At 63.9% G+C, this 25495-nt stretch carries 21 protein-coding genes, 1 tRNA gene and 1 pseudogene; 21 read left to right on the plus strand and 2 right to left on the minus strand.

The features are described from left to right. The first annotated feature begins 15 nt into the window (after positions 1-15). From A7D16_RS04635 to A7D16_RS04735, 21 genes and pseudogenes are all read left to right on the plus strand, one after another. Positions 16-92: transfer RNA gene (locus A7D16_RS04635), tRNA-Pro, on the plus strand. A gap of 467 nt (positions 93-559) precedes the next feature. Continuing rightward, on the plus strand, positions 560-1258 hold the full coding sequence (locus tag A7D16_RS04640) for a polysaccharide biosynthesis/export family protein (RefSeq protein WP_064630259.1): 699 nt from the start codon (positions 560-562) through the stop codon (positions 1256-1258). Next, entirely contained in the window at positions 1240-2679 is a 1440-nt protein-coding gene (locus A7D16_RS04645; protein ID WP_193395439.1) for a GumC family protein, read from the plus strand. Before A7D16_RS04640 ends, A7D16_RS04645 begins: the two co-directional genes overlap by 19 nt. A gap of 243 nt (positions 2680-2922) precedes the next feature. Beyond that, positions 2923-4377, plus strand: coding sequence for an undecaprenyl-phosphate glucose phosphotransferase (locus A7D16_RS04650; protein ID WP_064630263.1), 1455 nt, complete (start codon positions 2923-2925; stop codon positions 4375-4377). Positions 4378-4471: 94 nt separating this feature from the next. Continuing rightward, the gene (locus A7D16_RS04655; RefSeq protein WP_064630265.1) at positions 4472-5761 is read left to right on the plus strand and encodes a hypothetical protein; all 1290 of its coding nucleotides are present in this window, start codon (positions 4472-4474) and stop codon (positions 5759-5761) included. Further along, positions 5758-6852, plus strand: a complete 1095-nt coding sequence (locus A7D16_RS04660; RefSeq protein ID WP_064630267.1) for an acyltransferase family protein — start codon at positions 5758-5760, stop codon at positions 6850-6852. Before A7D16_RS04655 ends, A7D16_RS04660 begins: the two co-directional genes overlap by 4 nt. A gap of 13 nt (positions 6853-6865) precedes the next feature. Then, a pseudogene (locus tag A7D16_RS04665) lies at positions 6866-7949 on the plus strand (acyltransferase family protein). Between the two features lie 67 nt (positions 7950-8016). Beyond that, positions 8017-9159 (plus strand): glycosyltransferase family 4 protein, encoded by a 1143-nt coding sequence (locus A7D16_RS04670; protein ID WP_064630269.1) that lies wholly within the window; start codon positions 8017-8019, stop codon positions 9157-9159. Then, on the plus strand, positions 9156-10205 hold the full coding sequence (locus A7D16_RS04675; RefSeq protein WP_064630271.1) for a glycosyltransferase: 1050 nt from the start codon (positions 9156-9158) through the stop codon (positions 10203-10205). Before A7D16_RS04670 ends, A7D16_RS04675 begins: the two co-directional genes overlap by 4 nt. 17 nt (positions 10206-10222) lie before the next feature. Then, the gene (locus tag A7D16_RS04680) at positions 10223-11716 is read left to right on the plus strand and encodes a lipopolysaccharide biosynthesis protein (RefSeq protein ID WP_064630273.1); all 1494 of its coding nucleotides are present in this window, start codon (positions 10223-10225) and stop codon (positions 11714-11716) included. Positions 11717-11779: 63 nt separating this feature from the next. Continuing rightward, positions 11780-12976 (plus strand): GumK N-terminal domain-containing glycosyltransferase, encoded by a 1197-nt coding sequence (locus A7D16_RS04685; protein ID WP_064630275.1) that lies wholly within the window; start codon positions 11780-11782, stop codon positions 12974-12976. Positions 12977-13009: 33 nt separating this feature from the next. Beyond that, the gene (locus tag A7D16_RS04690; protein WP_064630276.1) at positions 13010-13804 is read left to right on the plus strand and encodes a polysaccharide pyruvyl transferase family protein; all 795 of its coding nucleotides are present in this window, start codon (positions 13010-13012) and stop codon (positions 13802-13804) included. Positions 13805-13808: 4 nt separating this feature from the next. Then, positions 13809-14603: a WecB/TagA/CpsF family glycosyltransferase gene (locus A7D16_RS04695; protein WP_064630278.1), complete on the plus strand. Its 795-nt coding sequence runs from the start codon at positions 13809-13811 to the stop codon at positions 14601-14603. 34 nt (positions 14604-14637) lie between these two features. Further along, a complete protein-coding gene (locus A7D16_RS04700; protein WP_064630280.1) occupies positions 14638-15099 on the plus strand; it encodes a cupin domain-containing protein in 462 nt (153 codons plus the stop codon). Between the two features lie 90 nt (positions 15100-15189). Beyond that, entirely contained in the window at positions 15190-16206 is a 1017-nt protein-coding gene (locus tag A7D16_RS04705) for a TraB/GumN family protein (protein WP_064630282.1), read from the plus strand. Positions 16207-16382: 176 nt separating this feature from the next. Continuing rightward, positions 16383-17414, plus strand: a complete 1032-nt coding sequence (locus tag A7D16_RS04710) for a 3-oxoacyl-[acyl-carrier-protein] synthase III C-terminal domain-containing protein (protein ID WP_064630284.1) — start codon at positions 16383-16385, stop codon at positions 17412-17414. Further along, positions 17414-18262: an MBL fold metallo-hydrolase gene (locus A7D16_RS04715; RefSeq protein WP_064630286.1), complete on the plus strand. Its 849-nt coding sequence runs from the start codon at positions 17414-17416 to the stop codon at positions 18260-18262. The genes A7D16_RS04710 and A7D16_RS04715 overlap by 1 nt, the downstream gene beginning before the upstream one ends. Continuing rightward, positions 18259-19218 carry an NAD-dependent epimerase/dehydratase family protein gene (locus tag A7D16_RS04720; RefSeq protein WP_064630288.1) on the plus strand — a complete coding sequence of 320 codons (960 nt, stop codon included), beginning with the start codon at positions 18259-18261 and terminating at the stop codon, positions 19216-19218. The genes A7D16_RS04715 and A7D16_RS04720 overlap by 4 nt, the downstream gene beginning before the upstream one ends. Further along, on the plus strand, positions 19209-20363 hold the full coding sequence (locus A7D16_RS04725) for a glycosyltransferase family 2 protein (RefSeq protein ID WP_064630290.1): 1155 nt from the start codon (positions 19209-19211) through the stop codon (positions 20361-20363). The genes A7D16_RS04720 and A7D16_RS04725 overlap by 10 nt, the downstream gene beginning before the upstream one ends. After that, on the plus strand, positions 20341-20952 hold the full coding sequence (locus A7D16_RS04730) for a hypothetical protein (RefSeq protein ID WP_064630292.1): 612 nt from the start codon (positions 20341-20343) through the stop codon (positions 20950-20952). The genes A7D16_RS04725 and A7D16_RS04730 overlap by 23 nt, the downstream gene beginning before the upstream one ends. Beyond that, positions 20942-22198, plus strand: a complete 1257-nt coding sequence (locus A7D16_RS04735) for a glycosyltransferase (protein WP_064630294.1) — start codon at positions 20942-20944, stop codon at positions 22196-22198. The genes A7D16_RS04730 and A7D16_RS04735 overlap by 11 nt, the downstream gene beginning before the upstream one ends. Before the next feature lie 34 nt (positions 22199-22232). Here A7D16_RS04735 and dxs read toward each other — a convergent pair whose 3' ends face one another. After that, positions 22233-24149 (minus strand): 1-deoxy-D-xylulose-5-phosphate synthase, encoded by a 1917-nt coding sequence (gene dxs / locus A7D16_RS04740; RefSeq protein WP_064630376.1) that lies wholly within the window; start codon positions 24147-24149, stop codon positions 22233-22235. A 439-nt stretch (positions 24150-24588) separates the two neighbouring features. Beyond that, positions 24589-25245, minus strand: a complete 657-nt coding sequence (locus A7D16_RS04745; protein ID WP_064630296.1) for an HNH endonuclease — start codon at positions 25243-25245, stop codon at positions 24589-24591. Positions 25246-25495 lie beyond the last annotated feature (250 nt).

Below are 25495 nucleotides of genomic sequence, written 5' to 3' on the forward strand. Positions count from 1 at the left end.
CGGATGCAGCATCTTCGGGGTATAGCGCAGCCTGGTAGCGCACTAGTCTGGGGGACTAGTGGTCGTCGGTTCGAATCCGGCTACCCCGACCAAACAGTAAGCCCATGACATCGCGTCATGGGCTTTTTGTTGCGGTGCAGCATTGCATTCTTTGTCTTCGCGCCTCTTGCTCGATAGGTAGATCGGCATATCGCAGTGCAGCATGAAAGGCGCGCTAGCGCTCGGTTTTTGCGGTCCCGTTCGTTATGGACCTGGGTCACGCAATGACGCTAAGTGTCCGAAAACCCTCCGAATCCTTGGCCCAGAATGCGTTACTGGATCACGTTTTTTTAACGTGCCAACGACGAACTTGAATCAATAGGCCAACGCCGTCAAAAAAATGGCGTGCAGCGTCTTGCGATGCAATTTTTCTGTGCCATAGTGCAGTGCAACACGCCTTACCTGTCGTGCTCCCGACGTATCGGGATGAATTCTCTGTCGTACGTTCGTGCTGGCGCGTTGGCCGGTGGAACGCTGCGCGAGCGCGTGTCCCACCTAACCGAGGCAGACAGCCCTACGCATGAAGAAACTGATCGGACGATTTTGCCAAGCACTCAGCCTGGCGTTGATCTGCTCGATGACACTGGGCGCTTGCAGCACCGGGAAGGGCATGGCGACGTCGTTGCCGCTCCCCGATCCGCTCGCAATGTCGGCCGTGCAGCCCGAGTATCGACTCTCTCCAGGCGATCTGTTGCTGGTCAAGGTATTCCAGGTCGACGATCTGGAGCGTCAGGTCCGTATCGATCAGAACGGCCATATCTCGTTGCCGCTGATCGGTGACGTCAATGCGGCCGGCATGGGCGTTGGCGAACTCGAAAAGATGGTGGCCGACCGCTACCGCTCCGGCTACCTGCAGAATCCGCAGGTTTCGGTGTTCGTGCAGGAATCCAATGGCCGCCGCGTCACTGTGACCGGCGCGGTCACCGAACCCGGCATCTATCCGGTCATCGGCGCCAATCTGACCCTGCAACAGGCCGTCGCGCAGGCCAAGGGCGTCAGCACCGTGGCAAGCCGCGGCAACGTCATTGTGTTCCGTACGGTCAACGGCCAGAAGATGATCGCGCGATTCGACCTGACCGAGATCGAGAAGGGGGGCAACCCGGATCCTGAGATTTACGGCGGCGACATCGTCGTGGTGTACCGCTCGGATGCGCGCGTCTGGTTGCGCACCATGCTGGAACTGACTCCTCTTGTGATGGTGTGGCGCGCTTACCGATGAGCATGAATTCCGACAATCGTTCCTCTTCGTCTCATCGCCACGGACATCTTGAGCTGGCCGACGTGGGCTTGCTCGATTACTGGCGCGCCCTGGTGTCGCAGCGCTGGTTGATCATTGGCATCGCGCTGACCGCGTTGTTGCTGGCGTTCGGCGTCACCATGCTGATGCCCGAGAAATACCGCGCGACCAGCACGCTGCAGATCGAGCGCGACTCGCTCAACGTGGTGAATGTCGACAACCTGATGCCGGTGGAATCGCCGCAGGATCGCGATTTCTACCAGACCCAGTATCAGCTGCTGCAGAGCCGTTCGCTGGCGCGTGCGGTGATCCGCGAGGCCAAGCTCGACAAGGAGCCGGCGTTCAAGCAGCAGGTCGATGAGGCGCTGGAAAAGGCCGCGGCGAAAAATCCGGAAGCCGGCAAGTCGGTGGATTCGCGTCAGGCGATCATCGAGCGCAGCCTGACCAATACGCTGCTGGCCGGTCTGGTGGTCGAGCCGATCCTCAATTCGCGCCTGGTCTACGTCAATTACGACTCGCCGGACCCGGTGCTGGCGGCCAAGATCGCCAACACGTATCCGAAGGTGTTCATCGTCAGCACGCAGGAGCGCCGCATGAAGGCGTCCTCGTTCGCGACCAAGTTCCTTGCCGAGCGGTTGGAGCAGTTGCGCGACAAGGTCGAAGACTCGGAAAAGACGCTGGTTGCCTATTCGACCGACGAGCAGATCGTCTCGGTCGGCGACGACAAGCCGTCGTTGCCGGCGCAGAACCTGACCGATCTGAACGCCTTGCTGGCGTCCGCACAGGATGCCCGCATCAAGGCCGAGTCTGCCTGGCGCCAGGCCGCCAGTGGCGATGGCATGTCGTTGCCGCAGGTGCTCAGCAGCCCGCTGATCCAGAGCCTGCGCAGCGAGCAGGTGCGCCTGACCAGCGAATACCAGCAGAAGCTGTCGACCTTCAAGCCGGATTACCCGGAAATGCAGCGGCTGAAGGCGCAGATTGAAGAGTCGCGTCGGCAGATCAATGGCGAAGTCATCAACGTCCGCCAGTCGTTGAAGGCGACCTACGACGCATCGGTGCATCAGGAGCAGTTGCTCAACGAACGCATCGCCGGTCTGCGTAGTAACGAGCTCGATCTGCAGAGCCGCAGCATCCGTTACAACATGCTCAAGCGCGACGTCGACACCAACCGTCAGCTCTACGATGCGCTCCTGCAGCGCTACAAGGAAATCGGCGTGGCGAGCAATGTCGGCGCCAACAACGTGACCATCGTCGACACCGCAGATGTGCCTACGTCGAAGACTTCGCCGAAACTCAAATTGAACCTCGCCTTAGGCCTCATCTTTGGCGTATTCCTTGGTGTGGCCGTGGCTCTCGTACGCTACTTCTTGCGCGGCAACGGGCCGGAAACGCGGCTGAACTGACATCGTGATGTTGCAAAACGATGGTTAATTTAAGTGACAACTGATTCAGCGTGGAAAAGGTGGGATCCCGTATGTTTCGGGCTCCCTCGTTTGAAGGTTTGTCTCTGTTGAAACAAAGGGCTGTCGAGTGATCTGGGGTCGGTAGGTATTACCGCGGTGATCGCTTGACGGAGATGATTGAAAGCTCGCGTGCGATTCGCATGTTCCCCCGCATGCGCCGTATCGAGTTTGGAGGACATCCCCATGCTTTTGGCAGACTTGAGTAGCGCCACTTACACCACATCCTCGCCGCGATTGTTGTCCAAGTATTCGGCTGCGGCCGATCTGGTTCTGCGCGTTTTCGACCTGACCATGGTCGTGGTTTCCGGCCTGGTCGCGTACCGCATCGTGTTCGGCTCCTGGGTGCCTGCGGCACCGTACCGGGTTGCCATCGCCACCACGCTGCTGTACTCGGTGATCTGCTTTGCGCTGTTCCCGTTGTATCGCAGCTGGCGCGGTCGTGGCCTGTTGAGCGAACTGCTGGTGCTGGGCGGTGCATTCGGTGGTGTGTTCGCGTTGTTCGCGGTGCACGCGCTGATCGTGCAGGTGGGCGAGCAGGTGTCGCGCGGCTGGATCGGCCTGTGGTTCGTCGGGGGGCTGGCCTCGCTGGTAGCCGCACGTACGGTACTGCGCGGCTTCTTGAACCATCTGCGTACGCAAGGCGTGGACGTGCAGCGTGTGGTGGTGGTCGGTCTGCGTCACCCGGTGATGAAGATCAACCATTATTTGAGCCGCAACCCGTGGGTCGGCATGAATCTGGTCGGTTACTTCCGCACCCCGTACGACATCGCCGTGACCGAACAGCGCCAGTCGCTGCCGTGCCTGGGCGAGCCGGATGCATTGATCGACTATCTGAAGGACAACCAGGTCGAGCAGGTGTGGATCTCGCTGCCGCTGGGTGAGCGCGACCACATTAAGCAGTTGCTGCAGCGCCTGGATCGTTACCCGATCAACGTCAAGCTGGTGCCGGACCTGTTCGACTTCGGCCTGTTGAATCAGTCGGGTGAGCAGATCGGCAACGTGCCGGTGATCAACCTGCGCCAGGGTGGTGTGGACCGCGACAATTACTTCGTGGTGGCCAAGGCACTGCAGGACAAGATCCTGGCCGTGATTGCGCTGATGGGCCTGTGGCCGCTGATGGCCGCCATTGCGGTGGGCGTCAAGATGAGCTCGCCGGGTCCGGTATTCTTCCGCCAGCGCCGTCATGGCCTGGGCGGTCGCGAGTTCTACATGTTCAAGTTCCGCTCGATGCGCGTGCATGACGACCATGGCACGACCATCCAGCAAGCCACCAAGAACGACACCCGTATCACGCGTTTCGGTGCGTTCCTGCGTCGCAGCAGCCTGGATGAGTTGCCGCAGATCTTCAATGTGCTGGGTGGCAGCATGTCGATCGTGGGCCCGCGCCCGCACGCCGCGCAGCACAACACCCACTACGAAAAGCTGATCAACCATTACATGCAGCGTCACTACGTCAAGCCGGGCATTACCGGTTGGGCGCAGGTGAACGGCTTCCGTGGCGAGACCCCGGAGCTGCGGACGATGAAGAAGCGTATCCAGTACGACCTCGATTACATCCGTCGTTGGTCGTTGTGGCTGGATATCCGCATCATCGTGCTGACTGCAGTGCGCGTGCTCGGACAGAAGACCGCGTACTGATGATGGTGGGAAGCGTGCGACCTGGCGCGTCCGGCGCCGCGGGCGGCTGCAGCGCAGCCGCCCCTTCCAAGCAGGCGTCTGCATGCTGATCCGAATGAGCGAGGAAACGCGCGTCCGCTGGCACAGCCTGCTGATCGAGCTCACGTTGCTGGTCGGCGTGGGTTACAACCTGGTGCTGGCATTGATCAACGCAAACGTGTTCACCGTCCGGCCGGTGATCACCTATGCGGTCGAATTCATGATCTATGTGGCCTGCTTCCTGCTGGGCCTGGGCTCGATGAGCCGCAAGCGCATTGCCTTGATCATCAGCGGACTTGGATTGATCGTCACGCTGATGTTCGTCCGGTTCTTGGTGAACTGGCAGATCGACCCCAAGTTTTTCCGCGACGCGCTGGTGGTCTTTGCCTTCGTGGTGCTTGGCTCGGCCTACACCGGCTCGGTGCCCAAGCTGTTCATCCGCATGACCGTCATCGTTTCGCTGGTTGCCGCCTTCGAACTGGCGATGCCGAGTGCGTACGGCGATCTGGTCAACCCGAAGAGCTTCTTCGTCAACGCGCGCGGTATGAGCGCCGAAGGCTTCTGGAACGAAGACAGCAATCTGTTCGTCAGCGCGACGCGGCCGGGCGAGCGTAACTTCCTGCCGGGTTCCAACTTGCCGCGCGCCTCCTCGATGTTTATCGAGCCGGTGACGATGGGCAACTACATCTGTTTTTTTACCGCCATCGTGCTGGTGTTCTGGCGTTGGATGCGGCCTGCGGCACTGATCCTGTCGGTGGGATTGATCGGCTTCATGATCGTGGCATCGGACGGACGATTGGCGGCGGGCACCTGCGTGCTGATGGTGCTGCTGTCGCCGCTGTTGAAACGGCTGGATCAACGGCTGGCATTTCTGGTGTTTCTGCTGGTGATTGTCACAGCGTGGTTGCTGGTCTGGGTCACGGGCATCACCGCGTACCAGGACACCACGATGGGACGTGTATTTTTCACCGTCTATTCGATGAACAACCTCTCGTTCGAATCCTGGATGGGCCTGGACTTTGCGCAGGCGTATCGCTACTTCGACAGCGGCATCGCCTACTTCATTGCATCGCAATCGATCGTGGGCGTGCTGGCCTTCCTGTTGGCGTATTCGTTCCTGCTGTTGATGCCGAGTAAGGAAGGGCAGCTGTTCAAGAATCTGGCGATCTTTGCGTTCGCATTGAGTCTGCTGGTGTCCAACGGCTACTTCTCGATCAAGACCTCGGCGTTATGGTGGTTCGTCTGTGGTTGCTTGTGGCACATGCTGCCAACCTGGTCTGCGTCGCCCACGTCGGCTAACTCGATCAAGGATGATCCAACGGTAGATGGCGCGCAGCTGCCATTGCCTGCGGGAGCTGCACGATGAGCGTGTCGGCAACGTCGGCATCGCTGTCGGCTTTGCCGGCCGCCGGCGCACCTGCGGCCACCACCGGTCGCGCCCGCGACCCGCGCATCGATGCCACCAAGGCGATCGCGATGTTGCTCGTGGTGTTCTGCCATGCCAAGGGCGTTCCGCATGGCATGACCTTGTTTGCCTACAGCTTCCACGTCCCGCTGTTTTTTTTGGTATCTGGTTGGTTGGCATCCGGTTATGCGTCACACACCGCCGGGCGGGCCAGGCGCTCAGTCGGCAGGCATGCACGCAGCTTGCTGTTGCCGTATGTCACGTTCTATCTGTTGGGCTACGCGTATTGGTTGCTGACACGCAATATCGGTGAAAAGGCTGCGCGCTGGGGAAGTCATCCCTGGTGGGAGCCCATCGTGGCGATGTTTACCGGTATCGGCCCGGACCTATATGTGCAGCCACCGCTGTGGTTTCTGCCGGTGATGCTGGTTACGGTGGTGAGTTATTTCGTGCTGCGCCGTTGGATCTCGCCGGTATTGATCGCGGTGCTGGCGTTGCTTTTGGCATGGTTCTGGATGGCGTGGTTCCCGGCCCAGCACCTGCGGATTTTTTTCGGGTTGGATGTGCTACCGCTGTCGCTGTGCTTTTACGCATTGGGTGCCTTGCTGATTTACCTCTCGCCGCATCTGCCGACCTCCTTGGCTGGCAGTGCAGTCGCAACGGTCGTGCTGGCGTTGGCGGTGGCCTGGCTGGCCAATGCCAACGGGCGGATCGACGTCAACATGCTTGAATTCGGACACAACCACGCGCTGTTCCTGCTCACTGCGCTGCTGGGCTCATTGATGGTGATCTGCGCGGCGCGGCTGGTGCAAGGCTGGGCGTGGCTGCAGTGGATCGGCCGCAATACCTTGCTGATCCTGTGCACGCACATGCTGGTGTTCTTTGTGCTGTCCGGGGTTGCTGCATTGGCGGGTGGCTTCGGTAGCGCGCGTCCGGGGCTTGCCTGGGCGGTGTTTGTTACGCTGTTCGCATTGGCCGCGTGCGTGCCCATGCGCTGGGTGTTGATGCGTTTTGCTCCGTGGACGTTGGGTGCGCGCCGGGTGGCGGCATGAGCGGCACTGCGGCATGACACGTGCGTCTTCCTCCGCGCAGACCGTGTGTGCGCATCGCCTGCCAGATGCCCGGCCCGCGCTCGCGGCGACGCGCGATTGGCAGATCGATGCCGCAAAGGCGCTGGCCATTGTGTTGGTGGTGCTGGGGCATGCCAGCGGGATGCCGCCGGCGTACAAGCTGTTCGCCTACAGCTTCCATGTGCCGCTGTTTTTCGTGCTGTCCGGCTGGGTCGGCGAACGTTTCGGGCGGCGTGTATTGACCGGCGCAACGGTCGCAAAGCTGGCGCGCACGTTGCTGATTCCATATCTGTCGTTCTTTCTGGTAGCCCATGCATTGTGGCTGTTGACCGCTGCGCTCGATGGCCACGCAGGGCATGCACAGGCGCGCCCGTTGTGGGACCCGTTGACGGGAGTGCTCTGGGCCAACGGGGCAGGCCTGTATGTGCTTCCGGCGCTGTGGTTCCTGCCCGCGCTGTTTGTCACAACGCTGGCTTACATTGCGCTGCGTGCGCGTTTGAGTGCGGCCGCGGTGGCCGCGCTCAGTCTGGCGCTCGCGCTGGCATGGGCTGGCTGGTTCCCGTCGCTGCAGGTGCGCTTGCCGCTCGCGCTGGATGTGCTGCCTGTGGCGCTGTTCTTCGTCGCGGTGGGCGGCTGGCTGTCGCGTTTTGCAGATGCACTGCGAATCCTGGGTGCTGGCGTTGGTGCCATTGGCTGCGGTGTGGTGGTGGCTGGCCGCGTGGAATGGGCAGGTGGACGTGAACAACCTGCAGTTCGGGCAGTCGGCTGCCGTGTTCCTGCTCGTCAGCCTGCTGGGGACAGCGATGACGTTGTGCGTGGCGTACTTCATCCGGCGCTTGCGCTGGGTGCAATGGATCGGCACCAACACCTTGTTGATCCTGTGTACGCATACGTTGGTGTTCTTGGTGTTCTTGGTGATCACCAGCCTGGTGGCGTGTACCGGCGTGATCGCACGCAGCGCGATCAGTACGCCTGCCTGGGCGTTGGGGCTGAGCGCGTTCGCGATCACTGCAAGCATGCCGATGCGCGCGGCGCTGGTGCGGCTGGCGCCGTGGATGTTGGGGTTGAAACGCAAATGACGAGTTTTCAGAATCATCAGCCGTCGCAGCAACTGCGTGCGCGTCGCTGGCACAGGAGATTGGCGTAATGAAAGTGGTGCATGTCGTCCGCCAATTCCATCCTTCCATCGGAGGCATGGAAGAGGTCGTTCTCAATGTTGCCCGCCAACATCAAGCCAATAGCGCCGATACGGTCGAGGTCGTGACGCTGGATCGTGTGTTTACCGACCCGGGTGCGCAGCTCTCGGCGCAGGACACGCATCAGGGGCTGCCGATCCGACGGATTGGCTATCGCGGATCATCGCGCTACCCGCTGGCGCCGTCGGTGCTCGGTGCAATCCGTTCGGCCGATCTGGTGCATCTGCACGGCATCGACTTTTTCTACGACTATCTGGCCCTGACCAAGCCGTTGCACGGCAAGCCGATGGTGGTATCCACGCATGGCGGGTTTTTCCACACTGCGTACGCCTCGCGGATGAAGCAGCTGTGGTTTCAGACGCTCACGCGCACCTCGGCGCTGGCCTACGCGCGCGTGATCGCCACCAGCGAAAACGATGGCGACCTATTCGCCAAGGTGGTGGCGCCGGCACGGCTGCGGGTGATCGAAAACGGCGTGGATGTCGGCAAGTACGCAGGGCAGGGCGCAACCACGCCCGGGCGAACGATGCTGTATTTCGGGCGCTGGTCGGTCAACAAGGGGCTGATCGAAACGCTGGAACTGCTGCAGGCCGCGCTCAAGCGCGACCCGCAATGGCGGCTGATCATTGCCGGGCGCGAATACGATTTGAACGAGGCCGGTCTGCGCAAGGCGATTGCCGAGCGAGGGCTGCAGGACAAGGTGCAGCTGAGCATGTCGCCCTCGCAGGAGCAGTTGCGCAGCCTGATGCGTCAGGCGCAGTTCTTCGTGTGCCTGTCGCGGCATGAAGGCTTCGGGATCGCCGCGGTCGAGGCGATGAGCGCCGGCCTGATTCCGATCCTCAGCGATATCCCGCCGTTCGTGCGGCTTGCCAGCGAATCGGGCCAGGGCGTGATCGTCAATCGCGACAGGATCGAGGCAGCGGCAGACCAGGTGCAGGCGCTCGCGTTGCAGGCCGACAGCGACTTCGACACCCGTCGTGCGACCTCCATGGCCTACGTGAGCAGGTACGACTGGAAGCATGTGGTCGGGCGCTACATCGACGAATACCACGACGCATTGGGCATCCCGCGCGTGCAGGAGGTGGTGCGATGAGCGCGCTGGCCTCTTCGTCGATGACGCACGCGGCGACACAGCCGCAGGTCACGGTGCTGTTTTCCACCGAAAAACCCAATGCCAGCACCAATCCGTACCTGACCCAGCTCTATGATGCGTTGCCCGCCGCCGTGCAGCCGCGCTTCTTTTCGATGCGTGATGCGTTGCTGTCGCGCTATGACGTATTGCATCTGCACTGGCCCGAATACCTGCTGCGCCATCCAACCGCTGCCGGCACCCTGGCCAAGCAGGTGTGCGCTGCGGTGTTGCTGCTCAAGCTGCAGCTGACCGGCACGCCGGTAGTGCGCACCTTGCACAATCTTGCGCCGCACGAAGACCGCGGCTGGCGCGAGCGCAGCCTGCTGCGCTGGATCGACCGGCTGACACGTCGCTGGATCCGCATCAATGCGACCACACCGCCGCGCCCGCCATTCACCGATACGATTCTGCATGGCCACTATCGCGATTGGTTCGCGACCATGGAGCAGGGCAGCACGGTGCCGGGGCGGCTGCTGCATTTCGGCCTGATTCGCCCGTACAAAGGCGTCGAAACACTGCTGGAGGTGATGCGCGAGGTCGACGACGCGCGCGTGAATCTGCGTATCGTCGGCAACCCGGCGACGCCGCAGATGCGCACCCTGGTAGAGGACGCCTGCGCGCAGGATCCGCGCATCAGCGCGCTGCTGGCCTATGTCGAAGAGCCGGTGCTTGCGCGCGAAGTCAGCGCGGCCGAACTGGTGGTGTTGCCGTATCGGCAAATGCACAACTCCGGCACCTTGCTGCTGGCGTTGTCGCTGGCACGTCCGGTGCTGGCGCCGTGGAGCGAATCGAACGCGGCCATCGCCGAGGAAGTCGGGCCGGGTTGGGTGTTCCTGTATGAAGGCGACTTCGACGCGGCGTTGCTGACGGGCATGCTGGACAAGGTGCGCGCGGCGCCACGCGGCCCGGTGCCGGATCTCTCGGAGCGCGACTGGCCGCGGATCGGGCAGTTGCATTACCGCACCTATCTGGAAGCGTTGGGCAAGGATGGAGACGCCGCGCTGTGAACGCAGAGACACCGACGATGACATCTCCCACACCGCCACCACCGCCACCGCAGCGCAGCCTGGGCGCGCGCGCCGCCGGTGGCGCAGCGGTGACCATGCTCGGCCAGTCGGCCAAGATGGTCGTGCAGTTCGGCGGCATCATTTTGCTGGCGCGATTGCTGACGCCGTACGACTACGGTCTGATGGCGATGGTCACCGCCATCGTCGGCGCTGCCGAGATCCTGCGCGATTTCGGTCTGTCGGCAGCTGCGGTGCAAGCCAAGCATGTCAGCCGCGAGCAACGCGATAACCTGTTCTGGATCAACAGCGGCATCGGGTTGTCGCTGTCGGTGGTGGTGTTCGCCTCGGCGCATCTGATCGCCAACTTCTACAAAGAACCCGCCCTGGTGACGATTTCCCAGGCACTGGCGGTGACCTTCCTGATCAACGGAATGACCACGCAGTACCGTGCGCATCTGAGCCGTGGGCTGCGCTTCGGGCAAGTGGCGCTCAGCGACGTGGGCTCGCAGGTGCTGGGGCTGGGCGCAGCCGTTGCTGCTGCGTTGCTGGGCTGGGGCTATTGGGCGCTGGTGGTCCAGCAGGTGGTGCAGGCCATCGTCAATTTCATCATCGCCGCAAGCTGCGCGCGCTGGTTGCCGGGTGGCTATCGGCGCTCGGCGCCGATGCGCGATTTCATGAGCTTCGGCTGGAACCTGATGGCCGCGCAGTTGCTGGGCTACGCCAGTCGCAACGTCGGGCAGGTGATCATCGGTTGGCGGACCGGGCCGGATGCGCTGGGCCTGTACAACCGCGCATTCCAGTTGCTGATGATGCCGTTGAACCAGATCAATGCGCCGGCCACCAGCGTGGCATTGCCGGTGTTGTCGCAACTGCAGGACGACCGCGAACGTTTCAATGCGTTTCTGCTACGCGGGCAGACAGTGATGGTGCATCTGATCGTTGCGCTGTTCGCGTTCGCCTGCGCGCTTGCGATGCCGTTGATCGTGTTGGTGCTGGGCGAACAGTGGCGCGAGGCGGTGCCGCTGTTCCAGGTGCTGACGCTGGGCGGCATCTTTCAGACGGCGTCCTATGCGACGTACTGGGTGTTCCTTGCGCGGGGCTTGATGCGCGCGCAGCTGGTGTATTCGCTGGTCAGCCGCATCGTGCTGATCGCCTGCATCTTTGTCGGTTCGCGATGGGGTGCGATGGGCGTGGCAATCGGCTATTCGTTCGGTCTGTTGCTGATCTGGCCGTTGTCGCTGGTGTGGGTCGGCAAGATTTCCGACGCGCCTGTCGGAGCTCTGTTCACCAATGCCGTCCGCGCAATGACCGCGTATGGCGTGGCGGGTGGGTGCGCGTATTACGCATCCATCGCGGTAGGTGGCGCGATCTGGCAGCAGCTTGCGGTCGGCGCTGCAGCGATGGCCGCAGTGTGTCTGCTTGCGCTGGCAATCTGGCCTGCATTCCGTCGCGATGTGATTTCCATCATCAATATCCGCAAGTTGCTGACGCAGGCCAGGGCACGTCGATGAGTCGACATCGTCTTCGCCCGCAGTTGGTCATGCTTTCCCTCACTCATTCATAGGACACGGCCCATGAGCGACACACCCGCCGCCGCTTCCGGCATTCGCCGGCCTTGCTATCTGGTCTTGTCCGCCCACGACTACCGCACGCCGCGGCGCGCCAATATCCATTTCATTACCGATCAGCTTGCGCTGCGTGGTACCACGCGATTTTTCTCGCTGCGTTACAGCCGGTTGTCGCGGATGAAAGGCGATATGCGACTGCCGCTGGACGAGACCGCAAACACGGTCGTTTCGCACAAAGGTGTCGACTGCTACCTGTGGCGCACGACGGTGCATCCGTTCAACACGCGCCGCGCATGGCTGCGTTCTGTCGAGGATGCAATGTTCCGCTGGTACGCCGCGCACCCGCCACGCCGTTTGCTCGACTGGATGCGCGAATCCGACGTCATCGTGTTCGAGAGCGGCATCGCGGTTGCTTTCATCGAACTTGCCAAGCGTGTCAATCCGGCCGCGAAGCTGGTCTATCGCGCATCCGACGGCTTGAGCACGATCAACGTGGCGTCCTATATCGAACGTGAGTTCGACCGCGTCGCGCCCAAGCTCGATGTGATTGCGCTGGTGTCGCCGGCAATGGCGGAGGAAATCGCAAGCCGCGACAACGTGTACCACGTGGGCCATGGCGTGGATCACAACCTGGATCAACTGGGCGACCCGTCGCCGTATGGCGAGGGCATCCACGCAGTGGCGGTGGGCTCGATGCTGTTCGATCCTGAGTTCTTCGTGGTTGCGAGCAAGGCCTTCCCGCAGGTCACCTTCCACGTGATCGGCTCGGGCATGGGCCGGCATCCCGGCTACGGCGACAACGTGGTGGTCTATGGCGAGATGAAGCATGCCGAGACCATCGGCTACATCAAGCATGCGCGTTTCGGCATCGCGCCTTACGCGTCCGAGCAGGTGCCGGTGTATCTGGCCGACAGCTCGATGAAGCTGCTGCAGTACGACTTTTTCGGCTTGCCTGCGGTGTGCCCGAATGCCGTGGTGGGGCCGTATCAGTCGCGTTTCGGCTACACTCCAGGCAACGCTGATTCTGTCATTGCGGCAATTGGCCGTGCGTTGGAAGCACCGCGCGTGCGTTATCGCCAGTGCCTGAATTGGTCCGACACCACTGATCGCGTGCTGGATCCCAGTGCGTATCCGGAAACCCGTTTGTACCCGCAACACAGCGCAGCGGTGCATGCCTCGTCGGAGGCCGCGCTCTCGCATTGATGCGGGGCATCTACCCCCAGGAGACTCATACCTATGGCCAACGCCTTGCTGCAGAAGTGGATAGAACATGCAGAACGTCGTGCATTGTTCTGGTGGCAGCCCAAGAACGCTGGCGTGAATATGGGAGATCACCTGTCCAAGGTGATCGTCTCATGTGTGCTGTCGCTGCAGGACAAGACGCTGATCGACAAGCAGGATCTCAGCAAGAAGCTGATCGCGATCGGCTCGGTGCTGCATTTCGCCAAAGACGGCGATACCGTCTGGGGCAGCGGCATCAATGGCAAGATCCCGGCCGAACGCAACACCTTCAGTACGCTCGACGTCCGTGCGGTGCGCGGGCCGAAGACGCGCAAATTTCTGGTCGATCGCGGCATCGCGGTGCCGGAAGTGTATGGCGATCCGGGCCTGCTGACGCCGATGTTCTTCCCGGCCGAGGCGCTCGGCCCGATCAACAAGCGGCCCTTCGCCATCGTGCCGCACTTCAACGAGCCGGTCGAAAAGTACAGCGCGTACAAGGATCACTTGGTGTTCCCCAACGTCAAGCCTGCGACCTTCATGAGCGCCTTGCTCGGCGCTGAACTGGTGATCAGCAGCTCGCTGCACGGCCTGATTCTTGCCGAAGCCTACGGGATCCCGGCGGTGTACCTGGACTGGGGCAACGGCGAAGACCGCTTCAAGTACGACGACTACTACAACGGTACCGGGCGCATGCAGTGGCATTCCGGCAACAGCGTGGAAGAGTGTCTGGAGCTGGGCGGTAACGGCGATTTCGATCTTGAAAAACTGCAGGCCGGGCTGTTGGCTGCATTCCCTTACGACCTTTGGTGATTCGATGATGCAGGGCCAGCGCGTGGATGCGGAAACGACGGCAGTTGCCAGCGGTACGACACTGCCCGGTGTGGTGATTCCGTTGGGTGGCTTTCCGGTGTTGTCCACCACGCAGGAAGCCTTCGCGCTGGATCTGTTCCATGCGCTGGCCGCGCATCAGCCGCGGCGGGTGTTCTTTGCCAATACCAATTTCATCGTGCAGTGCCAGGCGCTGCGGATGCGCATGCGCGAGCCCAGCGTGCGGATCGTCAACGATGGGATCGGCATGGATCTGGCCGCACGGCTGATCCATGGCCGCCGCTTCGCCGGCAATCTCAATGGCACCGATCTGATTCCGTATCTGTGCCGCGAGAGTGCGCAGCCGCTCAAGTTCTTTCTGCTGGGTGGTCGTCCGGGTGTCGGCAAGACGGCGGCAGCCACGCTGACAGGCACCTTGGGGCAACAGGTGGTCGGCATGTGCGACGGCTACGGCGAATTTGCGGCAGCGGGCGAGGGCCTGGCCGAGCGCATCAGTCGCTCCGGTGCCGATGTGCTGCTGGTGGCGTTCGGCAACCCGTTGCAGGAACGCTGGATCCTGGACCACAGCAATGCGCTGCGTATACCGCTGGTCTTCGGGGTGGGCGCGTTGCTCGATTTCCTGTCGGGCACCGCCAAGCGTGCGCCCGATTGGGTGCGGCGCCTGCACATGGAATGGATGTATCGGCTGCTCAACGAGCCGCGCCGTTTGCTCAAGCGCTATAGCTGGGATCTGCTGGTGTTCTTCCGCACCTGCCTGCGCGCGGGCAAGCAGCTGCCCTGATGCAGCGGCGGCGCGTCTGGCCTAGCATGCAAGCATGCATCCCACCGCCGCCGCCCTGATCCGCTCGCTCGACCTCGCCCCGCATCCGGAAGGCGGGCACTATCGCCGTGTGTATGCCTCCGCACGCCAGGTCACCGACAACGGTCAGTCACGCCCGGCGTTGACCGCCATCCGCTTTCTATTAAGTGCAGGCGAATGCAGTGCGTGGCACCGTGTGGATGCCGAAGAGACCTGGCACTGGCAGCAGGGCGATGCGCTGGAGCTGCTGATCTACGAGCCCTCCAGCGCGCAATTGCAGCGTGTGATTGTGGATGCCGCCGAGCGCGGCGAACCGATGCAGGTGGTGCCGGCCGGCTGCTGGCAGGCGGCGCGTTCGCTTGGCCAGTTCACCCTGGTGGGCTGCACGGTATCGCCTGGATTCGTGTGGGAAGGCTTCGCGCTGCTCGACGCCGCCTCGCCGCTGGCCGCGCACTTGGCCACGCTGCTTCCACGCTAGCCCTCTGGCCGAGTGCGCGCGCGAACGCTTCCCTAACGCGGTGGCTGCCGGCTTGGCGTACTGTCCGCCTCAAACAGGGGGCGACCGGCAATGCGACGCAAGGCAGCGGGATGGGGAGCGGGCTTGATGCTGGTGTCGCTGTGGGCGGCCGCCGGAGAAACTGTGCCGCCCAAGGAAGCAACGTCGGCACCACCTGTAGTTGATCTGGAGGCCATGGTGGTGCGCGGCGTGCAGCCGGGCCCTGGCTTGTGGAAGGTCAGCAAGGGCGAGCATGTCTTGTGGATCCTGGGCACGCAGTCGCCGCTGCCCAAACGCCTGCAATGGCAATCGACCGAGGTGGAAACCATCATCGGCCAGTCGCAGCAGGTACTGATGGCGCCGACCGTGCAGCTCGATGTCGAGATGGGGTTCTTCGGCAAGCTGAGCTTGTTGCCATCGGCAATGAAAGCAATGAAGAACGAGGACGGCCGCGAACTGCGTGAGCTGCTGCCGCCCGAGCTGTATGCGCGATGGAGCGTGGCCAAGGCCCGTTACATCGGCAACGATCGCGGCGTGGAGCGCAAGCGCCCGATGCTGGCGGCCGGCGAGTTGTATCAGGCTGCGTTGAAGCGTTCGGGTCTGGCCCGCTCACCGGTGATCTGGTCGGTCGTGGAGCGCGCGGCCAAGCGTGCGGGCATCAAGCCCACACCGACGGCGTTGGACTACAAGATCGCCGACCCGCGGCAGGCGCTCAAGGAATTCCGTGCCGGCGGCATGGACGACATTGCCTGCTTCCGCAGCATTTTGGTGACGGTGGAGCGCGACCTCCCCACGATGGTCGAACGCGCCAACGCCTGGTCGGTCGGCGACCTCGAAGCCTTGCGCCAGTTGCCGCGCGAAGACCCGCAGGCAGCGTGCATGAGCGCGATGGCCAGCTCCGGTGCCGCCAAGAAGCGCGGTATCGACGACCTGGAACGGCGCATGCGCGAGCATTGGCTGGGCATCGCCACCGCTGCATTGCAACGCAACCGCAGCACCTTCGCGGTGCTGCCGATCAGCCGCCTGACCGCACCGGACGGTTACCTGGCCCGGCTACAGGCGCTGGGCTATGAGGTGGAAGCGCCTTGAGGCGTTTGTGGTGAATGCGCCCGGCGCGTCCTGCCGTTGGCTCAGTGCGGGCGCAAGCACAGATTCGTAGCGGGTCGTGGGGCAGTTGTGCGTCGTGCACGCGGCGGCGGTATGCAAACGACGTATGAGCAGCGGCATGCAGATCGCCGGCTTGGGCCTGCCGATGCGGCCACGGTATGCTGCGCGCCTTGTGTCTTGAGAGCTCCGCGTTGAACGCATTGCCGCTGCGCATTCTGGGCACCGGGCGCCATGTTCCGGCGACGGAAGTGACCTCGCACCAGTTGGACGAGCGCTGGCAGCTGCCGGCGGGAACAACATTCGCGCGGCTGGGCGTGGAAACACGCCATTACGTGGGCGAGGGCGAGACCGCATCGTCGATGGGCGCGGCCGCCGCGCAACAGGCCTTGGCCAGCGCCGGTCTGGACGCCAGCCAAATCGATTGCCTGATTTCTGCCTGTAGCGTGATGGAACAGCCGATTCCCTGCCAGGCGGTGCTGATCCAGCGCGCGCTCGGCCTGGGCGATTCCGGCATCCCCGCATTCGACGTCAATGCAACCTGCCTGAGTTTTCTGGTGGCACTGGATATGGCGGCCAACGCGCTGGCGCTTGGCCGTTACCAGCGCGTGCTGATCGTCTCCAGCGAGGTCGCATCGGCCGGGCTGGATGCAGCAACGCCGGCCACGGCCGGCTTGTTCGGCGATGGTGCGGCCGCAGTGCTCGTTGGACGTAGCGCAGCGGGGCAGGGCTCGGCGCTGCTCTCCAGCCGGTTGTCCAGTTATGGCAGCGGCGCGGAGCTGTGCCGCATTCGCGGTGGCGGCACCCGGTATCCGCATGGCGAAGACAGCGCGCCCGATGCCTCGCGCACGTTCTGTATGGATGGACGTGGCGCCTATCGCTTCGCCGCGCGGCAGCTGCCGGCATTCTGGGAACGGCTGCTGCACGACGCCGGCACCACCGCTGCAGCCTTGCGTTGCCTGGTGCCACATCAAGCCTCCGGCGGCGGCCTGGATCATGTGGTGCAGACACTGGACCTGCGCCCCGATCAGGTGGTGCGCATTCTGCAGCGCACCGGCAATCAGGTGGCCGCCTCGTTGCCGCATGCACTGCATCACGCGTGTGTCGAACTGGGTCTGCAGCGCGGCGATCTGGTCGCGTTGCTCGGCACCGGTGCGGGGCTTGCCATCGGCGGCATGGTGTTGCGCTACTGATGCCGGTGCGCGTGTCGCTCGAACTGTTGCGGGTTGGCCACTGTCGCCATTGCGAACGCATGGTGCGCGCGGATGGCCACTGGCATGCGGTGGAATTCCCGGCGTTGAGCGTGCTGATCCGGCATCCACAGCGTGGCGCGCTGCTCTACGACACCGGCTATGCCGCGCATTTTTTTCGCGCGACCGATCCGTGGCCGGAGCGCGTGTATCGCTGGACCACGCCAGTGAGCCTGCCGGCCCACGAAACCCTGGGCGCGCAGTTGGGCAAACGCGGCGTGGCGCTGGACGAGATTGCCTGGTGCCTGATTTCGCATTTCCACGCCGACCATGTCGGCGGCCTGCGCGATTTGCCCAATGCGCGCTTTGTCTGCCTGCGTGCGGATTACCAGCAGGTGCGCAGCTGTTCGCGCCTGGGTGGGTTGCGCCGCGCCTTGCTGCCGCAGTTGCTGCCGAACGACTTCGACCAGCGGCTGCAGTTTGCCGAACAGGCGTCGCAGCGCGCGTTGAGCGGCGCCTGGCAGTCGCTCGGCCCGGCCTACGATCTGTTCGAGGACGGCAGCGTGCTGGCGTTGCCGCTCCCCGGTCACGTACCCGGCCAGATGGGGCTGTGGCTGCGCGATCAGCACGACCGCGAGGTGTTGTTGTGTGCGGACGCGGTGTGGTCGTCGGCAACCTGGGCCGCGCTGCAATGGCCGGCCTGGCCCACGCGCCTTCTGATGCACGACTGGCACGCATTCCAACGCACCGTGCATCGCCTGCACGCGTTGTCGCAGGTGCATCCGGAGCTGGCCATCCTGCCATCGCACTGCCAACCCAGTCTCGACCGTTATCAACCGGAGTGGCGATGAGCCTGCGCATTCTCGTGACCGGTGCGTCCGGTTTTGTCGGTGGTTCGTTCCTGCGGCGGTTTCAGGGGCAGCCGGGTGTCGAGATTCACGGCATCGGGCGCCGCGCCAGCGAGTTGCCCAACTACCACCGCATCGACCTGAGCCAACCGTTTTCATTGGACTGGCAACCGGATGTGGTGATTCATGCGGCTGCGCTGGCATCGCCGTGGGGCACGCGCGCGCAGTTCCAGCTGCACAACGTGCAGGCCACTGCCAATGTCATCGACTTCTGCAAGCGCAATGGCTGCCCGCGGCTGCTGTATGTGTCGTCCAGTTCGGTGTTCTACCGCGAAGCGCATCAATACGATCTGGATGAAGACAGCCCGATCGGCCCGGCCTTCGTCAACACGTACGCGCACACCAAATACCTCGGCGAAACCCTGCTCGATACGTATCCTGGTGAGAGATGCGTGTTGCGCCCGCGTGCCGTGTTCGGGCCCGGCGACACGGTGCTGTTTCCGCGTGTGATCGCCGCTGCGCACAAGGGTGCGCTGCCACGTTTCGTCGGCCAGACCCAGCCGGTGATCGGCGACCTGATCTATATCGATACGCTGTGCGATTACCTGTATCGCGCAGCCACCGCGCCGCAGTTGCAGGCTGCTTACAATCTCACCAACGCGCAGCCGGTGGATCTGCAACAGTTGTTGTTGGACCTGCTCACGCGCCTGCAGCTGCCGCTGCCGCGACGCGAGGTACGCATCGCCACTGCACTGCGTATGGCCAGCGTGGTGGAGGTTGCATATCGCGTGCTGCGCCTGCGCGGCGAGCCGCCGATCACGCGTTTTGGCGTGGGTGCATTCGCTTACTCCAAGACCTTCGATCCGCGCCGCACGCTTGCCGATCTCGGCCCGCCCAGCGTCAGTCTGGACGAGGGCGTGGAGGCCTTCGTGCGCTGGCAGGCGGCGCAGTGGAGCTGATCGTCCCGACCCTGGCCGTGCTGTATCTGGGCGTGCTGCTGTTCAAGACGGCGGCGGTGCTGTGGGTCATGCGGGGCGAACGCCGCAGACCACCGCGCATTGCCGTTGCAACGCCGGCAGAGGTGGCGATCCTGCAGCCCATTCTTGGTGGCGATGCGCATCTGCAGGACGTGCTCACCGCCAACGTGCAGGCATTGCCGCAGGCGCAGTTCGTCTGGTTGCTGGATGCCGACGATCGCCCGGGAAACGCTGCTGCCGATGCAGTGATTGCGCAGTCTCCGCAACTGCGTATCACGCGCATGCTGGTGCCCCCGGCGCCGCCCGGCATCAATCCCAAGGCATGGAAGCTCGATTACGCATTGCCGCACATCACTGCGCCTGTCAGCCTGATTCTTGACGACGATGCGCACCTCAGCGGCCCTGCGTTGTCGCAGCTGTTGCGGGATCTGGCGCACGCCGATGTGGTCACTGCGCTGCCGTATTACCACGACAGCGCCACCGTGGCGGGCCGCCTGTTGGCGCAGTTCGTCAACAACAATGCCGCGCTGACCTACCTGGGCTGGCTGCCGTTTGCAGCGCCGCTGACCCTCAACGGCATGTGCTATGCGGCGCGTACCGCGCAGCTGCGTACCTGGGGAGGCTTTTCTGCATTGCTGGAGCAACTGACCGACGACCTGGCCTTTGCCACGCTGGTGCGCGCGCGTGGCGGGCGCCTCTGGCAATCCACCGCACCGGTAGCGATGCGCACCGCGATGCCGGACCTGCCTGGTTACCTGCGCCAGATGCATCGCTGGATGCTGTTCGCATTGATCCTGTTGCGCCGTCAACGGCTGGGTGTGCGCAGCGCCATCGGCATGTTGCAGGGGCTGCCGCCAGTGCTGCTGCTGGCCATGCTGATCGGCGCCTGCGTGCAGCACACCTGGCCGGCTGCATCTTCGGTGGTGATTGTGTTGCTGGCGCGCGCGCTGCTGCTGTGCGGCGTGCAATGGCGCGTCACCGGCGCAGTCCGCCACCGCGTGTTGCTGTCGATCATTGCCGAATGCCTGCAGCCGCTGCATCTGCTGCATGCAGCGCTGGTACGCACGATTCGCTGGCGTACGCGGCGTTACCGCGTGTTGTCTGATGGGTGTTTTCGTGTGCAGTGAGCCAGGCACGCTGCAGATCGCCTTCCTCACCGGGCAAAGCGACCCGGCAAGCTGCGCGCTGAGTGCGGAGCAGCAGGCATTTCTGCAACAACTGCGCGGCACGGGCCGGCACTGCGTGACCTGCAATTATCCGTATCGCCATGACAGCGCGGCGCACCGACGCATACCGCTGTGGCGTGCCAGCCTGTCCAATGCGCGGCAGTATCTTGCGGCGCGCAACGCCCGCGTTGCTGCTGCCGATCGCGCACGCGTGCACGCGCTGCTGGAACAGGCGCCGATGACGCTGCTGCTGGCCGGCAGCTGCGGGCTGCAGCTATTGAGCGCACTGCAGTTGCCGGATGCGCTGCGTGCGCGCCTGGCCGTCTTTGCGTATGGCCCGGTCTGTCATGCGCCCGCGGCCTTCGGCCGGCTGCGGGTGGTGCAAGGGCGCAGCGACTGGATCTCGCATGCACTGTTCGATGGGCAGGTGCATGCCAGACCCGCGTGCGGACACATGGCGTACCTGCGCAACGCCGAGGTGCTTGCCGAATGCCAGCGCTTGCTCGTGCAGATCGAACGGATGCGACCGGACACGACGCATGCGCATTGATCTGATCGCACCACCGTATAGCGGGCATCTGCATCCCATCCTGGCGATCGCGCGGCAGCTAGCTGCACAGCACGAGGTGCATGTCATCAGCACGCCGGCCGCGCAGGCGCGCATCCGTGCCTGCGGGCTCACTGCCGCCAGCGTGCTGGATGCGCATGCCGATCGCTTGCTGCTTTCCATCGCCAACCCGCCGCATGCAGTAGGCCACAACCCCTTGCGCCTGCGTCGGCAGCTGCACAGCGCGCTCGGTCTGATGGCGCAGCTTGGCGACGCGTTACAGCAGCGCTGGCGCGCGCGGCGGCCGGATCTGGTGATCGTCGACTTCACCTTGCCCAGCGCAGGACTGGCGGCGCAGGCGATGGGGATCGCCTGGTGGACCAGCATGCCCTCGCCGTGCGTGATCGAAACCGCCGACGGGCCGCCCGCGTACTTCGGTGGGTTGCATCCTGCGGCCACGCCCCTGCAGCGCGCGTGGCACGCGGTGGCACGCCGGCTCACGCGCGGCTTCAAACGGACCTTGCACCTGTGCTATCGACGCCAGATGCGCGCCTGCGGGTTGCCGGCGATCTATCGCAGCGATCGCAGCGAGGCGGTGTATTCGCCGCAGTGCATTCTGGCCCTGGGAGTGCCGTCGTTCGAACTTGCGCAGCGCTGGCCTGCGGCGGTGCGCTTCGTCGGGCCCCAGTCGTGCACGCCGCCCTCGTCCGTGACCGCGCCCAGCTTCGTTGCAGGGCGCCGGCATGTGCTGGTGACGCTGGGCACGCATCTGCACTGGGTGAAGCAGCGCATGGATGGCATGTTGCGTGCGCTGGCGCCACAGTTCCCCGAAGTGATCTTCCATTTCAGCGACGGCGACACGGGCGCGCCACCGCAGCCGGGGCAGGGCAACTATCAACGGCTGGCGTACGTGGATTACGCGCAGCACCTGCAGCGCTATGCGCTGGTGGTTCATCACGGTGGCGCCGGCATTCTGTATGCCTGCCTGGCCGCGGGATTACCTGCGATTGTCTATCCGCTGGATTACGACCAGTTCGACCACGCCGCGCGCTTGCAGGTGGCAGGCGCTGCCTGGTGGTTGCGCGATCTGGATGGCTTGCCGGCGCTGCTGCGCGAGGCGCTCGATACCAACGCAGCGCCATCCGGCGTGGGTCGCTTGCAGGCCGAGCTGCACCTGATCCGGTCGCAGGCGCGCATCGTGCAGTTGGTGGATGGCTTCGCGCGGACTGACGCGGTGCCGCCGATATAAGGCAGCACGCGCGCGTCCGGCTTGTCCGCTGCTCTCAGCCCACGGCCGCGTTCAACGGAGGCGTCTTGCTGACCATCAACTGCGGCCAGCGCTTGAGCACCGCAGCGCGAATGCCGGCCTGGTCGATGCCGGCCTCCGCCAACAGGTCTTCGCGGCTGGCATGGTGCTGGAAGCTGTCCGGCAGACCCAGGTGCAGAGTCGGCATAGTGATGGCTTCGGCGTTGAGCAATTCCGACACGCCCGAACCGGCGCCGCCGGCAATGACGTTGTCTTCGATGGTAACGAAGCCGTCGTGGGTCTTGGCCAGTTCCAGCAGCATTGCCTTGTCGAGCGGTTTGACAAAGCGCATGTTGACCACGGTCAGGCCCAGTTCGCGGCCCACCGCTTCGGCCGCTTCCACGGTCACGCCGAAGCCGAGCAGGGCGATGCGGGTGCCGCTGTGGCGCAGCTGCGCCTTGCCGATCGGAAGGGTGGTCAGCGTGGTGTCCAGCGCTGCGCCGGGGCCGGTGCCGCGCGGGTAGCGTACCGCTGCCGGGCCTTCGTACTGCACGCCGGTGCTCAGCATCTGGCGGCATTCGGCCTCGTCAGCTGGTGCCATCACCAGCATGTGCGGCACGCAGCGCAGGAAGCTCAGGTCCAGGTTGCCGGCATGGGTGGCGCCATCCGGGCCGACCACGCCGCCGCGATCGATCGCGAACAGCACGTCGAGCTTCTGCACCGCCACGTCGTGCACCAACTGGTCGTAGCCGCGCTGCAGGAAGGTGGAATAGATCGCCACCACCGGCTTGGCACCTTGCGTGGCCATGCCGGCGGCCAGCGTCACCGCGTGCTGCTCGGCGATTGCCACGTCGAAATAGCGCTGCGGGTATTCCTTGCTGAAACGCACCAGGCCCGAGCCTTCGCGCATTGCCGGGGTGATGACCAGCAGCTTGGGCTCGGCCGCGGCCATGTCGCAGACCCAGTCGCTGAAGACGTCGGTATAGGTCGGCTTCTTGGCGCCGGCCTTGGCCACCAGGCCCTTGCTCGGGTCGAACGGGCCGACCGCGTGGTAGCCGATCTGGTCGCCTTCGGCCAGTTCGTAGCCCTTGCCCTTGGTGGTGATGACGTGCAGCAGCTGCGGGCCCTTGAGCGTTTGCAGGGTCTTCAGTGCACCGACCAGGCTGGGCAGGTCGTGGCCGTCGATCGGGCCGGTGTAATGGAAGCCCATTTCCTCGAACAGCGTGGACGGCACGAACATGCCTTTCCAGTGTTCTTCCCAGCGCCGCACGAAACGCGCGGTGGGGTTGTTCTTCTTGTCGCCGAGGATCTTCTTGCCGCCTTCGCGGATGGCATTGAGCGTGCGGCTGCCGCTGGCGCGGCCCAGCATCTTGGTCAGCCCGCCCACTGCCTCGGAGATCGACATGCGGTTGTCGTTGAGGATCACCAGCAGGTTCGGTTCCGGGTCCATGCCGCCGGCGTGGTTGAGCGCCTCGTAGACCATGCCGGCGGTCATCGCGCCGTCGCCGATCACTGCGACCACCTTGCGGTCGTCGCCATTGCGCTGCGCGGCGATGGCCATGCCGAGCGCGGCCGAGATCGAGGTCGACGAATGACCGACCCCGAAGGTGTCGTAGACGCTTTCTTCGCGCTTGGGGAACGGCGCCACACCGTCCTTCTGCTTGACCGTATGGATCTGGTCGCGCCGGCCGGTGAGGATCTTGTGCGGGTAGGTCTGATGCCCGACATCCCACACCAGCTGATCGACCGGGGTCTGATACAGGTAGTGCAGGGCGACGGTGAGTTCGATCACGCCCAGGCCGGCCGCGAAGTGTCCGCCGCTCTTGCCCACCGATTCGATCAGGTAGGAACGCAGTTCTTCGGCGATCGCGGTCAGCTCGGCTTCGTCGAAGCGACGCAGATCGTCGGGAGTCTGGATGCGGGACAGGCGCGGATAGCGGGTGGAGTCGATCATCATCGTGTCAATATTCTGAAGCCGCATTGTCCTCCCCATGCGAAGGCCCGGCAAGCAAACTGGTTCAGCTGTCAGCGGGAAGCGACGGGGAAAGGCGCCGCCACGGTCAGGCTGCGTGCCGATCACGGACGCCTGCGGCAATCTGCCGCACCTTGCGGCGTGCGCGTTGCACGGTTCATTCCAGGGAGGCTGGACGAGCGCGTGGCACGCCGTTGGCTGGCGGAAATGCTGGCGGAGCACGTGATGTCATGCATTCGACCGCTATGTCCGCCGGCACGCCGGGCTCAGCGAAAGCGGCAATGAACAGTGATTGCGACAGCAGCCCGCGCGTCCGGGCTCAACTATCCAGGATATCCGCGCCCTCACCCGGGGTGCTGGAGCTGCTGACCACCGTGCAGCGCATCAGGCACTGCCCGCCGCTATCGGTGGCTTTGTCGGCTCATAGCGACAGCTTGGAGCGCTTGGGCAACTGTGCGCGCAGGAAGGCCATCTGGTCGGACAGGATATTGCGATTGGACAGGATCAGATGCTCGATCCAGCTAGGCCTGTACGGCACCGCCAGCAGCGGCATATGCGCCTGTTGCGGGGTGCGGTTGGCCTTGCGCGAATTGCACTGGAAGCAGGCAGTGACCACGTTTTCCCAACTGTCACGGCCACCCTTGGAGACCGGCATGACGTGATCGCGGGTCAGATGCGGGCGGCTGAAACGCTGGCCGCAGTACATGCACAACTGCGAATCGCGTGCGAACAGGGCGGTGTTGCTCAGGGTCGGGGTCGGGTCCAGCGCACGCGAACGGGCATGGCCGCGTGCGGCGATGATGGGGTGCAATTCCAGCGAGCTGCGCTCGCCGGTCAGCCGCGAGATGCCGCCATGGATCTGCATGCAGGGCTCGCCCAGCGTCCACGAAACCGCATCGCGGGCGTACAGGCAGGCAGCGTCTTGCCAGTTGATCCAGTCCAGCACGCGGCCGTGAGCGTCGAGCGACAGCAGGCGAAGCGTGGGAAGTTGCTGGATCGCAGCGACAGCGTTGCCCGCAACCGGGGCAGAGCTGCCTCCGGGGACGATCACATCACGAACGTGCGTGTCTGTCTCCATCGGGAAAACAGCTTATACCCGATCGTTGACAGTTTGTGTATCGCAGCGAACGGCCGGGCGCGTATCGAGCAACGACGAGCTCGGCAAGTACGCACGTGGCCGCGATGCCGCCGTGCTGCCGCATCACTCTGTGCACGCATCGATGGCGTAGGTGAATCGCAGCAGCGCACCTGGGCGCGGGGCCTTGCCGATCGAGACCGCCCTGTCGCGGCCAGGGCCGCTCCTACGACAGCTGAGAATCCCGCGATGT

The sequence above is a fragment of the Xanthomonas nasturtii genome, from assembly GCF_001660815.1.
Classification (GTDB): domain Bacteria; phylum Pseudomonadota; class Gammaproteobacteria; order Xanthomonadales; family Xanthomonadaceae; genus Xanthomonas; species Xanthomonas nasturtii.